This is a genomic window from Gordonia aichiensis (assembly GCF_039946255.1).
Taxonomy (GTDB): Bacteria; Actinomycetota; Actinomycetes; order Mycobacteriales; family Mycobacteriaceae; genus Gordonia; species Gordonia aichiensis_A.
Window position 1 is genome coordinate 488998 of sequence record NZ_JBCDWL010000001.1, and the last position, 15236, is coordinate 504233.

10 protein-coding genes are annotated in these 15236 nt (G+C 70.6%); 7 read left to right on the forward strand and 3 right to left on the reverse strand.

Annotated features, from left to right (window positions below; translation table 11 throughout):
* Positions 1–106 precede the first annotated feature (106 nt).
* The 4 genes from AAFO60_RS02305 (at position 107) to AAFO60_RS02320 (ending at position 8100) form a co-directional block, all read left to right on the forward strand.
* On the forward strand, positions 107–4237 hold the full coding sequence (locus tag AAFO60_RS02305; protein ID WP_347954515.1) for a bifunctional nitrate reductase/sulfite reductase flavoprotein subunit alpha: 4131 nt from the start codon (positions 107–109) through the stop codon (positions 4235–4237).
* A 149-nt stretch (positions 4238–4386) separates the two neighbouring features.
* Entirely contained in the window at positions 4387–6936 is a 2550-nt protein-coding gene (gene nirB / locus AAFO60_RS02310) for a nitrite reductase large subunit NirB (RefSeq protein WP_347954516.1), read from the forward strand.
* A gap of 43 nt (positions 6937–6979) precedes the next feature.
* Complete coding sequence (gene nirD, locus AAFO60_RS02315) at positions 6980–7387, forward strand: nitrite reductase small subunit NirD (RefSeq protein WP_347954517.1); 408 nt, start codon at positions 6980–6982, stop codon at positions 7385–7387.
* Entirely contained in the window at positions 7384–8100 is a 717-nt protein-coding gene (locus AAFO60_RS02320; protein WP_347954518.1) for a sirohydrochlorin chelatase, read from the forward strand. Before nirD ends, AAFO60_RS02320 begins: the two co-directional genes overlap by 4 nt.
* On the opposite strand, the gene AAFO60_RS02325 is transcribed toward AAFO60_RS02320, so the two are convergent.
* Positions 8066–9232, reverse strand: a complete 1167-nt coding sequence (locus AAFO60_RS02325) for a uroporphyrinogen-III synthase (RefSeq protein WP_347954519.1) — start codon at positions 9230–9232, stop codon at positions 8066–8068. The genes AAFO60_RS02320 and AAFO60_RS02325 overlap by 35 nt on opposite strands.
* The gene (locus AAFO60_RS02330) at positions 9229–10617 is read right to left on the reverse strand and encodes a nitrate/nitrite transporter (RefSeq protein WP_347954520.1); all 1389 of its coding nucleotides are present in this window, start codon (positions 10615–10617) and stop codon (positions 9229–9231) included. Before AAFO60_RS02330 ends, AAFO60_RS02325 begins: the two co-directional genes overlap by 4 nt.
* 436 nt (positions 10618–11053) lie before the next feature.
* Here AAFO60_RS02330 and AAFO60_RS02335 point away from each other — a divergent pair, with 436 nt between their 5' ends.
* A complete protein-coding gene (locus tag AAFO60_RS02335; protein ID WP_347954663.1) occupies positions 11054–11365 on the forward strand; it encodes an ATP-binding cassette domain-containing protein in 312 nt (103 codons plus the stop codon).
* Here AAFO60_RS02335 and AAFO60_RS02340 read toward each other — a convergent pair.
* Positions 11313–12278: an SMP-30/gluconolactonase/LRE family protein gene (locus AAFO60_RS02340; RefSeq protein ID WP_347954521.1), complete on the reverse strand. Its 966-nt coding sequence runs from the start codon at positions 12276–12278 to the stop codon at positions 11313–11315. The two genes, AAFO60_RS02335 and AAFO60_RS02340, sit on opposite strands and share 53 nt — an antisense overlap.
* Positions 12279–12463: 185 nt before the next feature.
* Between AAFO60_RS02340 and AAFO60_RS02345 the strand changes: the two genes are divergently transcribed.
* Positions 12464–13036, forward strand: coding sequence for a PadR family transcriptional regulator (locus tag AAFO60_RS02345; protein WP_347954522.1), 573 nt, complete (start codon positions 12464–12466; stop codon positions 13034–13036).
* A gap of 64 nt (positions 13037–13100) precedes the next feature.
* Positions 13101–15161: an NADPH-dependent 2,4-dienoyl-CoA reductase gene (locus AAFO60_RS02350; RefSeq protein ID WP_347954523.1), complete on the forward strand. Its 2061-nt coding sequence runs from the start codon at positions 13101–13103 to the stop codon at positions 15159–15161.
* Positions 15162–15236 lie beyond the last annotated feature (75 nt).

Here is a 15236-nt window from a genome sequence, read left to right on the forward strand (position 1 = left end):
TTGGGAACTGCCTCACGGAAATCGCGCCCGCGCACCGGCTCGGAATTGACGTGCCCGTAACGCCGACCTGCCCACCCCGAAACAGTCTCCCGGCACCGTGGCAGCCATGACCCCGCAGCCGACACCTCCCACCCGCGCCGCGTCCTCCGACACGCCGACGGGCTCGGTCGAGACCGTCTGCGGCTACTGCGGTGTCGGGTGCGGAATCACCCTCGACGTCTCCGGCGGCGCCGTCACCGGCTCCCGAGGCACCGCCGCCCACCCGGCCAACCGGGGCCGGCTGTGCACCAAGGGCGCGACCACCGCCGACCTGCTCAACGCGCCCGGGCGCCTCACCGCGGCCACCCTGCGCGAGGATCGCGATCGCGAGCGCCGCACGGTGGCCGTCGACGATGCCGTCGACGCCACCGCTCGGCGGCTCGCCCGGATTCGCGACCGCCACGGCCCCGACGCCATCGCGCTGTACGTCTCCGGGCAGATGTCGCTGGAAGCCCAGTACCTGGCCAACAAGTTCGCCAAGGGTTTCCTCGGAACCAATCAGATCGAATCGAACTCCCGGCTCTGCATGGCCGGCGCCGGCACCGGTTACAAGCAGTCATTGGGGGCCGACGGACCACCGGGAAGCTACGACGACATCGACCACGCCGACGCCTTCCTGGTGATCGGCGCCAACATGGCCGACTGTCACCCGATCCTGTTCCTGCGCATGATGGATCGGGTCGCCGCCGGAGCGCGGCTGATCGTCGTCGACCCCCGACGCACCGCGACGGCCCGGAAAGCACACCTGCACCTGCCGGTGCGCCCGGGAACCGACCTCGCGCTCCTCAACGGGCTCCTGCACCTGATCATCGAGGCCGGCGGCGTCGACGACGCCTTCATCGCCGCGCACACCGACGGGTGGGATCAGACGGCGGCGCTGGCGGCCGACTATCCACCGGCGCGCGTGGCCGATCTGACCGGCGTCGACGAGGTCGACCTGCGCGCCGCCGCTCAGATCCTGTGCGGGGCCGCCGATTGGATGACCCTGTGGACGATGGGCCTGAATCAGTCGACGCACGGCACGTGGAACACCAACGCCGTGTGCAATCTGCATCTGGCGACCGGCACGATCTGCCGCACCGGCTCCGGGCCGTTCTCGCTCACCGGCCAGCCCAATGCGATGGGCGGCCGCGAGATGGGATACATGGGTCCGGGGCTGCCCGGACAACGCACCGTGGCCGATCCCGCGCACCGAGCGGAGGTCGAGCAGATCTGGGGAGTGCCGCCCGGCATCCTGCGCAGCGACGCCGGTCGCGGCACCGTCGACATGTTCCAGGCGCTGGCCGACGGCCGGATCCGCGCGGTCTGGATCATCTGCACCAACCCGGTCGCCTCGGTGGCGAACCGGGCGACCGTGATCGCCGCCCTGGAGCGCGCCGAGTTCGTCGTCGTGCAGGAGGCGTTCGCCGGGGCCGAGACCGCCGAGTACGCCGACGTGGTATTGCCGGCCGCCCTGTGGTCCGAGGCCGAGGGAACGATGGTCAACTCCGAACGCAGCGTCGCGCTGACCGTACCGGCGCTGCCGCCGCCCGGCCAGGCCCGCGCCGATTGGCAGCTGATCTCTCAGGTCGCCCGCGGCATGGGATACGTCGACGGGTTCTCCCACCCCGACGCGGCCGCCGTGTTCGACGAGATCACCGGCTTCTACAATCCGCAGACCGGCTGGGACCTGCGCGGCATCGACTACCGGCGGCTGCGTCGAGGGCCCGTGCAGTGGCCGGCCGCACCCGGCGGACCGGACCGCAACCCGATCCGCTACCGAACCACCGTCGACGCCGACGGCGCGGCCGCGCTCACCTTTCCCACCCCCGACGGTCGGGCCCGCTTCTGGCCGCGCCCGCACCTGCCACCCGCCGAACTGCCCGACGACGTCTACCCGTTCACGTTGACCACCGGACGGGTGGCCCACCAGTGGCACACGATGACCAAGACCGGGCGGGTGGCGAAACTGTGTCGACTCGACCCGGAGAGCTTCGTCCAACTGCACCCCGACGACGCGGCCGCCTGCGGCATCGCCGACGGCGACCTGGTCGAGGTCCGATCACGGCGGGGTGCCGCGCGTGTGGCCGCACGCCTCGACGAGGACATCCGCGCCGGCGTCTGCTTCGTCCCCATGCACTGGGCCGACGGTCAGGGCGCCGACCTCGCGATCAACGCCGTCACCAACGACGCGGTCGACCCCGAGTCGTTTCAGCCGGAGTTCAAAGCGTGCGCGGTCTCGCTCGTGCGGATCGCCGGCGCCGTCCCCGACACCCAGGAGTCGCCCGTGACCGCCTTCCACACGTCCGCCCCCGCCACGTCCACTCCCGCCGCGTCCACCCCCGCCGCGTCCACCCCCGCCTTCGACACGTCCGATTCCCTGGCGGCGGCGCTGGGCGTCCGGTGTGCCGAGCCCTCGTTCACCGACACCGAACGCGGCTATCTGGCGGGACTGCTGCACGGCTTGGCCGCCAACCCGCCGATGGGGTCGGTGCCGACCGTTCCGAGCCATGCACCGTTGTCGGCGCCGACGCGGGCCTGGGTCGACGGGGTGCTCGCTGGCTACTTCGCCCGACTGCCCCTCGCGACGTCGCCCGAGGACCTCGCGGTCTCCTCGCAGTCGCGCCGGATCCGGGTGGTGTGGTCGTCCCAGACCGGCACCGCCGAGGAGTATGCGGCCGAGTGCGGCGCTGGACTCCGGGAACGAGGATTCGATGTGATTACCGTCTGCGCCGACCGGGTCGGCCTCGACGACCTGATCGGCGACGCGCTGTTCGTCGTCGCCACCACCGGCGACGGCGACGCCCCGGACAGCGGCGTGGCCCTGTGGGACGCGCTCGCCGGAGCCCGGGATGCGGCCGGTCTGCGTTACGCCGTCCTCGGATTCGGCGATTCGTCGTACGCCGACTTCTGCGGTTTCGCCCGAAGACTCGACGCCCGGCTCCACACGCTCGGCGCCGTCCGAACCTCCCCCGCCGCGTACTGCGAACCGGACTTCGCCGAGACGGCCGCGGCATGGTTCGACGCCGTCGCGAACGCGCTCGCCGCGTCCGACGATCCGGGGCCCGAGCGGATCGTCGAGGTCATTTCTGCGGTTGCCGCCGAGTCGCCGCCGGTCTCGCGCAAGCACCCGGTCCGGGCTCCGATTCTCGACACCGTGCCGGTCACCGCGCCGGAGTCGGCGAAGTCGGTGCGCCGCATCGCGTTCAGCGTGGACCCGGCACAGGTGCGGTACTCGGCCGGCGACGCGCTCGGCGTGTGGCCGCGCAATCACCCGGAGCTGGTCGACGAGTGGCTGCGTCTGACCGGGTGCGACGGGGAGACGACCGTGACCGTCGGCGCAGCCGCGACCAGTTTGCGCGCGGCCCTCACCGACGAGTACGAGATCGCCGCCTGCACGCACGATCTCGTCGCGTTCGTCGCCGCCCGCCGGGACGACGCCGACCTGATGGCGTTGGCCGACGATCCGATCCGACTGGCGCAGTGGGCCACCGAGCGCCAGTCGGTAGACGTGCTCGCCGCGCACCCGGTCACGGCGAGCCCGGCCGAGTGGCTCACGGTGATTCGGCGCCTTCGCCCGCGCCTGTACTCGATCTCGTCGAGTCCGTCCACGACCCCGGAGCGCATCGAGGTGATGGTGTCGGCGGTCCGCTTCGGTGTGCAGCCCCGACAGCAGGGGGTGTGCTCGGGGCACCTGCACGGCCTGATCGTCGGCGACGATGCTCGGATCTTCGTTCAGCGCAACAATCGTTTCCGTCTGCCCGCCGACCCGGACGCGCCGATCATCATGATCGGCCCCGGCACCGGGGTGGCACCGTTTCGCGGCTTCCTGCACGAGCGCGCGGCGAGCGGCGCTCCGGGTGACAACTGGCTGTTCTTCGGCGAGCGTCACCGCGAGACCGACTTCTACTTTCGCGACGAGCTCACCGGATTCCTGGAGTCCGGACTGCTCACCCGGCTCGATCTCGCCTTCTCCCGCGACCAACCCGAGAAGGTGTACGTCCAGGACCGGATGCGGGACGCGGCCGCCGAGATCTGGGCGTGGCTGCGACGCGGCGCCTACGTCTACGTCTGCGGTGACGCCGCGCAGATGGCGCGCGACGTCGACGATCGCCTACGCGCGATCGTCGCCGAGCACGGCCGCCTATCCCCTTCCGGCGCCGGCGCCTTCGTGCAGGCGCTCGCCGCCGACGGTCGATACGTCCGCGACGTGTACTGATCCGCGACGTGTCCTGAGCAGCCGTGTAACCGCGCCGAAACCCGGTGAGCGAGACGTCATCTGACGGCAACGTACGACGTCCGGCTCTGCAACACCCGGTTCCTAACGTCGTTGACGAGGCCGAATGAAGCGACGAAAGGACACCTGCGATGCAGACGACAGCCGCAGACAGCACCAGCGGGGGGACCGTCGTGGTGGTCGGACACGGGATGGTCGGGCACCGATTCGTCGAGGCGCTGCGGGCGCGCGACGCGGACCGGCAGTGGCGGATCGTGGTGGTCGGCGAGGAGGCCGACCCCGCATACGACCGCGTGGGTCTGTCGAGTTACGTCGGCAAATGGGACCGCCGGGCCCTGGCTCTGCCCGGCAACGGCTATGCGGGCGACGACGCCGTCGACCTTCGGGTCGGCGAGGCGGCGGTCGCCATCGATCGCGACCGTCGCCTCGTTGCGACCGAGTCGGGCGGCGAGATCGGTTACGACGCACTGGTGTTGGCAACAGGCTCGCGCGCCTTCGTCCCGCCGGTGCCCGGACACGACACGGCGGGCTGCCACGTGTACCGCACCCTCGACGACCTCGACCGCATCCGGGCCGACGCCGACCGCGCGCTCGTCGGCGCCGCATCGGGCCGCACACCCGTCGGCCTGGTGGTCGGCGGCGGACTGCTCGGCCTCGAGGCGGCCGACGCCCTGCGCCGACTGGGGCTGACACCGCACGTGGTCGAGGTGAATCCGCGGCTGATGCCGCAGCAGGTCGATTCCGGCGGCGGCGAGCACCTGGCCCGCATGATCGGCGATCTCGGCATCGACATCTCACTCTCGTCGGGCACCAGGAGCATCGAGCCCGGCGAGGCCGGCGTCCGGGTCACCCTCGCCGACGACACCGTCGTCGAGGCCGCCCTGCTCGTCTTCGCCGCCGGCGTCCGACCGCGCGACGACCTCGCCCGCGACGCGGGCCTGGCCGTCGCCGAACGCGGCGGTGTGCTCACCGACACGAGTTGTGTCACCAGCGACCCGGCGATCTACGCCGTCGGCGAGGTGGCCGCGATCGAGGGCCGCTGCTACGGTCTCGTCGCACCCGGCTACGCCAGTGCGGAGGTGGTCGCCGATCGCCTCGTCGGCGGCACCGCGTCGTTCCCCGGCGCCGACATGTCGACCAAGCTGAAGCTCATGGGCGTCGATGTCGCGAGCTTCGGCGACGCACTCAGCACCACGCCCGGCGCCCTCGACGTGGTGATGTCGGATCCGATCGGCGGCACCTACGCGAAGCTCGTCCTGTCCGACGACGCCACCACGCTGCTGGGCGGGGTGCTGGTGGGCGATGCGAGCGCCTACGGTCTACTGCGGCCGCTGGTCGGGTCGAGTCTGCCGGGCGATCCGGCGAGTTTGATCGGGCCGACCGGCCGACCCCCCGCACTCGGCGTGAACGCCCTTGCCGACGACGCGCAGATCTGCTCGTGCAACGACGTCTCGAAGGGCGCACTGTGCGCGGCGATCGCCGACGGCGCCTGCGATGTCGCCGCACTCAAGGCACGCACCGGTGCGGGTACCTCGTGCGGCTCGTGCGTGCCGCTGCTCTCGCAGATCCTGGCCGACTCCGGTGTCGAGCAGTCGACCGCGCTGTGCGAGCACTTCGCCCTCACGCGCTCGGAACTGTACGAGACGGTCCGAGCCTCGGGCATCCGAACGTTCTCGGGGATCGTCGAACGGTTCGGCACCGGGACCGGCTGCGACATCTGCAAGCCGACGGTCGCCTCCGTCCTGGCCTCCATCGGCTCCGGTCACATCCTCGACGGCGAACAGGCCTCTCTGCAGGACTCAAACGACCTGTTCCTGGCCAACATCCAACGCAACGGCTCCTACTCCGTCGTCCCTCGGGTGCCGGGCGGCGACATCACCCCCGAACACCTGATCCTGATCGGCGAGATCGCCCGCGACTACGGGCTGTACACCAAGATCACCGGCGGCCAGCGAATCGACATGTTCGGCGCCACCGTCGACCAACTCCCCGACATCTGGCGGCGCCTGGTCGAGGGCGGAATGGAGTCGGGCCACGCCTATGGCAAGTCACTGCGGACGGTCAAGAGCTGTGTCGGCTCGGACTGGTGCCGCTACGGTCAGCAGGACTCGGTCCGGATGGCGATCGATCTGGAGTTGCGGTACCGGGGCCTGCGGTCGCCGCACAAGATCAAGATGGGCGTCTCCGGATGCGCCCGCGAATGCGCGGAGGCGCGCGGCAAGGACGTCGGCGTCATCGCCACCGAGAAGGGCTGGAACCTGTACGTGGCGGGCAACGGCGGCATGACGCCCAAGCACGCGCAACTGCTGGCCGGCGACCTCGACGACGCGACGCTGACCGCCTACATCGACCGCTTCCTCATGTACTACATCCGCACCGCGGAACGCTTGCAGCGCACCGCACCGTGGCTCGAAGCTCTCGACGGCGGGCTCGACCGACTGAAGGAGGTCGTCATCGACGACGCCCTCGGCCTGGCCGCCGACTTCGAGGCCGACATGGCGCGGCACGTGGCGGCGTACGAGTGCGAGTGGAAGGGCGTGCTGGACGATCCCGACAAACTCGCGCGGTTCGTCTCGTTCGTCAACGCCCCCGGGGTTCCCGATCCCACTGTCTCCTTCGGAGAGAGTCACGGCCGCAAGGTCCCGGTCCTCCTCGGCTCGCCGGCCATGCCGCCGGTCTGACCCGGCGATCCGACCCGATCGATCTCTGCACGAAAGGCTTCCGATGACCATCGACTTCGACCTGCACCGCTGGACCCGCGATTGGACGGCGGCCTGCCACCGCGATCGTCTCGAACCCCTGCGCGGCGTGGCGGTCCTGCTGCCCGACGGCGCCCAGGTGGCCCTGTTCCGGCTCGCCGACGACAGTCTCCGCGCGATCGGCAACATCGATCCGATCGGGCGGGCCGCGGTCCTGTCGCGCGGCATCGTCGGCGATCGCGGCGGTTTCCCGGTGGTGGCGTCCCCGCTGAAGAAGCAGGCCTTCAGCCTCATCGACGGACGTTGCCTGGACTCGGAGGGGATCTCGGTACCGGTGTACGGCACGCGCATCGGACTCGACGGAACGGTCTTCGTCGCGAACTCCCCCGCCATCCGCTTCGGTTTCCGCCGCGACGGATTCGGTGCGGCGTGACGGTCGTCCTGGTCGCACACGGCACGCGGGACCCGCGCGGCGTCGATATGGTCGGCCGCCTCGCCGCGGACATCGCTGCACGCCGCGGTGAGGAGGTCGCGGTGAGCTTCGTCGACGTCCTCGGTCCGTCGCCGAGCGAACTCCTCGGCTCCCTGCCGCCCGGGCCGGTGACCCTGCTGCCCGCTTTCCTGGCCCGTGGGCATCATGTCCGCGTCGACATCCCGCGGCACGTCCGCGGCGCCGGCCGCGAAGTCCGCCTCGCGCAGCCCCTGGGTCCGTCCCGGCTGTTGGCCCGGGCCCTCCACGACCGCCTGGCCGAGGCCGGGACGACGTGCAACGGCGCCGTCGTCCTGGCCGCGGCCGGGTCCGCCGACCCCCGCGCGCAGCGCGACGTCGAAACCGTCGCCCGACTGCTGTCGGCGCGCCTGGCCGCACCCGTGCACATCGCATTCGCGAGCACCCCGGCGGACTCGCCGCATCCGTCCGTCACCGACGCGGTGGCCGAGGCTCGCCGCCGCACCGGCGGGCCCGTCGCCGTCGCCTCGTACCTGCTGGCCGACGGACTGTTTCAGCGCAGGCTGGACGATTCGGGCGCCGACGTCGTCGCACGTCCGCTCGGACTCGCCGGTCCGGTGATCGAACTGGCCTGCCACCGCATCGACGTCGCCGAGGCCCTGTTCACTCGTCGATCGCCAGTCGATAGCCGCGCTTGACGACGGTCGCGATCATCTCGCGATGGCCGAGCGCCGCGCGCAGCCGACCGATCGCCACCTCCACCGCGTGCTCGTCACCGGCCCCGGTGCGGGTCAGCAGGTCGGCGCGGGAGACCACCGTCCCCGGCCGCTCCGCGAGCATCGTCAGCAGGCGATGTGACGACGCCGCCATGTCGCAGACCCGTCCATCGACGACGGCGCCGCCCGCTCGCACGCCGAGCCGATGCCCGGCCACCGGTAGTTCCGGTCTCCGCAGGGGCAGGTCCTCGGCTACCAGGCGCGCCAGCGATCCCAGCCGCATGCGCTCGGGCCAGCGGCTCTCGACGCCGGCCTGCTGCAACGGTGCCGCAGTCACCGGTCCGACGCTGTAGGCGAGCACCGGCCCGGCGAGCGCGCCGATCACATCCTCGCGCAACCCGAGTCGGTCGGCCCGGGTCAGCAGCGACACCGCGGCCGGGCCGGAGGTGAAGGTGACGGCGTCGAGCCTGCGGGCGGCGATGTCGGCGATGAGGGCGTCGAATGCGGTGAGGTCGGCGGGGCGGCGCCAGCTGTACACCGGCACCTCGATCACCTGGGCGCCCATCGCGGTGAGCCCGTCGACGAACTCGCGGTTGGGATCCCAGCCGTCGATGGCACCGTGCAACTGCACCGCCACTCGGCGGCCGGCCACATCGTCGGGGGTCAGATGCTCGAGCACCCCGGCCGCAGACTCCGACGCGGGCGACCACTCCTCGCGCAGTCCGGCGGCGCGGACGGCTCCGGTGACCTTGGGTCCGCGTGAGATCACCCGGGCCCGGGCGAAGGCGGCCATCAGCGCCTCGGCCAGGCCCCACTCCTCGGCCGCCTCCATCCAGCCGCGGAAGCCGATGCCGGTGGTCGGGATGAGCAGATCGGGCGGATCGGCGATCACCGATTCGGTGCCGATGCGCAGCGCCTCGTCGTCGGGCAGCGGAATCATCTCGATCGCCGGCGCCGACACCACCCGCGCTCCCCGCCGGGTCAGCAGCGCCTCGAACTCCTCGGCGCGGCGGGCGGCGGTCACGGCCACGGCGAACCCCGCCAGCGACTGCTGCGCCGGCGGGGTGCCGTCTCCGGCCGTCGGCGCGATGGCGCCCGTCGATCCCGTGTTCATGAGGACAGCTTGGCAGATGTGCGCTCGACGACCGGTGCCGCGGCCCGCCGCGGGACCCCCGCGTACACCCGCCAGGTGACCAGGGCCGCCACCGCGTAGAACGCCGCGAAGACCGCCACGGCACCGGTGGCGCCACCCGTGGCCAGGTAGGACTGGCGCAGCACCATGTTGATCCCGACGCCGCCGAGCCCGCCGACGGCGCCGGCGATGCCGATCACCGCGCCCGATGTCGCTCGCGAGTAGGCGGTACGGCCCGCCTCGTCGAGCGGCAGCGACCGCGCCTTGGCATCGAACACCGACGGGATCATCTTGTACACCGAGCCATTGCCCATTCCCGACAGGACGAACAGCGCGATGAAGCCGATCAACGGGATCGCGATCGTCCGGCCGGCCAGCAGCACGCCCGCGGCGGCGATCATGCCGACGAACACGGCGAGGGTGACGCGGCTGCCGCCGACGCGGTCGGCGAGCCTGCCGCCGTAGACGCGGGCCACCGATCCGAGCAGCGGTCCGAGGAAGGCGATCTGCGCGGCGTGCAGCGAGGCCTGCGCCGCGCTCTGTCCGTCGGCCAGGAACTGCAGCGCGAGGACCTGGGAGAACGCGAACGAGAAACCGATGAACGACCCGAAGGTACCGATGTACAGCAGCGAGATCATCCAGGTGTCCCGGTCGGCGGCGGCGGTCCGCATCGCGGCCGGGTCCACGCCTGGACCGTCGAGGTCGTCCATGAACAGGGCCGCGCCGAGCGCGGCGACGGCCAACAGGACCAGGTAGGCGGCGCACACCCAGTACGGCTCTCCGGCTCCGGCCGTCGCGATCACCAGCAGCCCGACCAACTGCACGGCCGGGACGCCGAGGTTGCCGCCGCCGGCGTTCATGCCCAGCGCCCAGCCCTTGAGGCGCTGCGGGTAGAAGGCGTTGATGTTCGTCATCGACGAGGCGAAGTTGCCGCCGCCGAAGCCGGCGAGGGCGGCGCACACCAGGTATACCCAGAGCGGCTGCCCCGGGTGGGCGAGAACGGCGATGGTCGCAGTCACCGGGATCGTCAGCACCAGCGCCGAGAACACCGTCCACCTGCGACCGCCGAAACGCGTGGTCGCCATGGCGTAGGGCAGCCGAAGCAGTGAGCCGGTCAGCGTCGCGACGGCCCCGATCAGGAACTTGTCGCCGGAGCCGATGCCGTAGACGTCGGTCGGCATGAACAGCACCATCACCGACCACAGTGTCCACACCGAGAATCCGACGTGCTCGGCCACCACCGACCAGATCAGGTTGCGCCGGGCCGTCGCAGCCCCACCTGCCTCCCATGCGGCGAGATCCTCGGGGTCCCACCCGGTGACCCGGTGTGACCGTCGGCCGCGGTGTCGCTGTTGTCGATCGTGCACGGACTCGCCTTCCTGTTCGCGTCGGCAGCCCAGTTGGGCCGCCGATCGGCTCGACCGTACGGACGCGATGTTGCCGTCAGCGGCGACCCCGGTCACCTGCGCGTAAGAGAAGCCTCACGACGTCCGGTCCGTGCCGGTGAGGTCGTCGGCCAGGCGGCGCGGCAGTACAGTTCACGGCCCTCCATTCGGCTGCGGCATTCACATTCGTCATCCGCGGCGTCATTGATCGGAAGGCGATTGCCGGCGGCATTCCAGAACGCACACAGGCGTCGACGGTGCGTTCAGCGCACGGTGCTGCGAGGGGTCGACCTCGATCTGACCGCGGGATCGATCCCCGCCCTCACCGGACCCGGCGGGGAGGGCAAGTCGACCGGCCGTCCCGATCTGCGCCCTCGAGGATCCCGACGCGGGCCGGATCACCATTGGCGGACGCGATCTGGCCGACGCCACGGACCGGTCGATCCGCGACCGGGTGACCCTGTTGCCGCAGACTGCCCAGGTCCGGGCCGGGACTGTCGCAGAGAACATCGCCTACGGACACCCGGACGCGGCGCGGACCGAGATCGTCACCGCCGTCGGAGCCGGCGCACACGCCTTCATCACCGGACTGCCGGACGGCTACGACACCCGGCTCGCCGGTGATGGGCTGGAGTTATCGGGTGGCCAGCGGCAACGACTGGCGGTGGCCCGCACCGTCAGCGGGCGGGCATCTGCGCGAGGTCGAGCACGCCGAGCGCATTGCCCATGATCGTGCCGAGGTAGAGCACACCGGCGTGCTCGGCGACGGCGGTGACGAAGCTGAAGTCGACGTCGTCGAGGCAGATGTCGTGCACCAGTCTGCCGTCGAAGTCGAAGGCCTGCACCCAGCAGATCTCCTCCGGCGCGGGCCCCACCCCCTGCGGCGCCCGAGCCAAGACCCGCCGTGCCCGCAGCGGAAGGCGGAAGATGCTCTCCAGCACCGAGTTCCGCGGCGAGGCGAGAGCGACCCACAGCAGCCCGTCACTGCCGATCGACATGTTGTCGGGATATCCGCCGAGACCGTCGAGGAAGACGTCGGAGGTGCCGGCGTGCTCACCGGTGAGCCAGTAGCGCGAGATCCGGGAGCCACCGGTCTCGGCGACGAGAACGTACTCGTCGTCCGGGCCGAGCACGACACCGTTGGCGAACTGCAGGTCGTCACGCAGGACCTCGACCTCGCCGCTCGCCCCTTCGCCGCCCGAGTCGCGGCAGCCCGGGGCCAGTCGCATGAGCCGGCCGGTGCCCGAATGCTCGATCAGGTCCGACCTCCAGCGGTCGATGGTGAAGTTCTGTGACGACGACGAGAAGTACAAGGTGCCGTCCGCGGCGCGGGCGACGTTGCTCGCGAAGCGGAGCGGGCGACCGTCGACGGTGTCGGCGATCACCTCGGCACGGGCCGAGTCGGTTTCGAGCCGCAGCAGTCCGCGGTCGTGGTCACAGATGTAGATCGCGCCGTCGGCCTCGCTGTACTCCAGCCCCAGCAGGCGCCCTGCGGTGTCGGCGAGGACCTCGACGTCGCCGGTGGCGGGGTCCACGGACAGCAGCCGACCATCGTCCAGGCCGGTGACCACGGTGCCGTCGGGCAGACAGATCACATCCTCGGGGGCGTGTCCGGGAAGGGCGATGCGGCGAAAGGATGTCACGGCCCTTTCATAGCAGCAATTCGTCACGAATGCCCTCTGTGCTGCCCATCGCGCATCCTCCAGAGCTGAGGGGGCCGACCAAAGACCCTATTCGGAACCGCCGAACGGACGACTGAATCCGATACACAACTTGCTTCATATGAACTTCGTTGCATAGCGCATAGTTGCACTGCTACCGTGCTCGCATGGCACTGGAGCACGCGATCCTGGTGTCGCTCTCCGAGCGACCCGGCACCGGGTACGAGATCGGTCAGCAGTTCTCGCGGTCGATCGGCTACTTCTGGTCGGCGACGCACCAGCAGATCTATCGGACCCTCAAGAAGCTGCACGCCGACGGCCTCGTCAGCTACACCTCCGTCGCCCAGGACGGTCGTCCGGACAAGAAGGTGTACACGCTCTCCCCGTCCGGGGAGGAAGTACTCGCCGACTGGGTCAACAGCCCCACCCCGCTTCCCCCGCTGCGCAGCGACCTCGGCGTCAAGCTCCGGGCCGCCGACCTCGGGGACATGCCGACCGTGCTCACCGAACTGCGCGCCCATCGCGACGAGGCGGCGGCAATGCTGGCCGTCTACAGCGGATGGTCGGAGCAGTACTACCCCGACCCGGACGCGTTGACCGGCCGCAAGCTGAATCAGTATCTGGTCCTTCGCGGCGGCGTTCGCATGAGCGAGTACACGGTGGAGTGGTGCGACGAGGTGATCGAGCGCTTCGAGCGCGAGCTCGACCGCTCCGCCGCGTCGGCGACTTCCGGCACATGACACGCCCCGACCCGCGACGCACACCGCGTCGAGCCCGCAACCCACAAGAAGAAAGGTCGCGCCGATGACAGCCCAGCAGGCGCCCAACGCCCACTATCCCAAGCTCTTCGAGCCGCTGCAGATCGGCGGCATGACGCTCGACAACCGCGTCGTCATGGGTTCGATGCACACCGGCCTGGAGGACCGGCTGTGGGACACGCCGAAACTGGCCGCGTACTACGCCGAACGCGCGCGCGGCGGCGTCGGCCTCATCGTCACCGGCGGCTTCTCACCCTCGCGCACGGGTCTGCTGCTGCCTTTCGCGGGCAAGATGACCAACCGCGCCGACGTGCTTCGGCACCGCGAGTTCACCAAGGCCGTCCACGCCGAGGGCGGCAAGATCGCGTTGCAGATCATTCACGCCGGCCGCTACGGGTACACCCCGCTGAAGGTGGCCGCGGGGAGCGAACCGAGCCCGATCCACCCGTTCAAGCACATCCAGATGACCGAGCAGGTCATCTGGCACGTCATTCGCTCGTTCGGCAGCGCCGCCAAGCTGGCGCGCGAGGCCGGCTACGACGCCATCGAGCTGATGGGCGGCGAGGGCTACCTGATCAATCAGTTCCTGTGCCCGCACACCAATGACCGCACCGACCGCTGGGGCGGATCCACCGAGAACCGCCAGCGATTCCTGATCGAGATCATCAAGGACGTCCGCAAGAAGGTCCCGCGCGACTTCCCGGTCATCCTGCGCCAGAGCGTGGCCGACTTCGTGAAGAACGGGCAGACCTTCGATGAGATCGCCCTGCTGGCACGGCGTGCCGAAGAGCTCGGCGTCGACGCCATCAACACCGATATCGGTTGGCACGAGGCGCAGGTCCCGACCATCGTCACCTCCGTCCCGCGCGGCGCCTTCGTCAAGTTCACCGAGCGACTGCGCGAGGTGGTCGACATCCCGCTGATCGCCTCCAACCGCATCAACACCCCCGAGTTCGCCGAGGAGATCCTCGAGCGCGGCAAGGTCGACGCGGTGTCGATGGCCCGACCGCTGCTGGCCGACCCGGAGTTCGTCAACAAGGCACGCGAGGGTCGCGCCGACGAGATCAACACGTGCATCGGCTGCAACCAGGCCTGCCTGGACCACGCCTTCGTCGGCAAGAAGGTCTCGTGCCTGCTCAACCCGCGCGCCGGCCGCGAGACCGTCCTGACACTCGGCGCCACCCGCACCGCCAAACGCGTCGCGGTGGTCGGCGCCGGGCCGGCCGGGCTCTCGGCGGCGGTCTCGGCGGCCCAGCGCGGTCACCGCGTCGACCTCTACGAGGCCGGCGCCGCGATCGGCGGCCAGTTCTCCATCGCCGCCCGCATCCCGGGCAAGGAGGAGTTCAACGAGACCATCCGCTACTACGGTCGCCAGCTCGAGATCAACCACGTCCAGGTTCACCTCGACACCCGCGTCACCGCGCAGGAGCTGATCGACGGCGGCTTCGATCAGGTGATCGTCGCGACCGGCGTGGTTCCCCGCGTTCCGCAGATCGACGGCATCGACCACCCGATGGTGATGTCGTACGCCGACGCCGTCCTCGGGCACCGCGAGGTCGGCAAGCGCGTCGCCGTCATCGGTGCGGGCGGCATCGGTTTCGACGTCACCGAGTTCCTCACGGTCGACGACTCCCCCACTCTGAACCTGAAGGAATGGGAGCAGGAGTGGGGCGTCACCGAGGACCTCGACACCCCCGGCTTCCTCACCAAGCCGCGCCCGACGCCCGCCGCGCGCGAGGTGTACATGGTGCAGCGCAAGACCGGCAAGCAGGGCAAGAGCCTGGGCAAGACGACCGGCTGGGTGCACCGGGCGACGGTCAAGATGAAAGGCGTCGAGCAGATCTCCGGCGCCGTCTACGACAAGATCGACGACGCCGGACTTCACATCACCGTGCACGACAAGGAGGGCAACGAGACCGGCAAACGCGTCCTGGCGGTCGACAACGTGGTGGTGTGCGCCGGCCAGGAGTCGGTCCGCGACCTCGTCGACCCGCTGACCGAGGCCGGCGTGATCACGCACGTCATCGGCGGCGCCGACCTCGCCTCCGAGCTCGACGCCAAGCGTGCCATCCGGCAGGGCACGGAGGTCGCCGCGGGCCTGCCGTGAGCTGACCCGCGCGAGACCGGATAAGGCGGTGGTTCGGTGCCACCCGGTGGCACCGAACCACCGCCTTACCGCCTC

Excerpts from the sequence above, each read along its gene's own strand:
- nirD (WP_347954517.1), top strand. The coding sequence starts at position 6,980 with ATGACCATCGACTTCGACCTGCACCGCTGGACCCGCGATTGGACGGCG.
- nirB (WP_347954516.1), top strand. The coding sequence starts at position 4,387 with ATGCAGACGACAGCCGCAGACAGCACCAGCGGGGGGACCGTCGTGGTG.
- AAFO60_RS02325 (WP_347954519.1), bottom strand. The coding sequence starts at position 9,232 with ATGAACACGGGATCGACGGGCGCCATCGCGCCGACGGCCGGAGACGGC.
- AAFO60_RS02305 (WP_347954515.1), top strand. The coding sequence starts at position 107 with ATGACCCCGCAGCCGACACCTCCCACCCGCGCCGCGTCCTCCGACACG.
- AAFO60_RS02350 (WP_347954523.1), top strand. The coding sequence starts at position 13,101 with ATGACAGCCCAGCAGGCGCCCAACGCCCACTATCCCAAGCTCTTCGAG.
- AAFO60_RS02345 (WP_347954522.1), top strand. The coding sequence starts at position 12,464 with ATGGCACTGGAGCACGCGATCCTGGTGTCGCTCTCCGAGCGACCCGGC.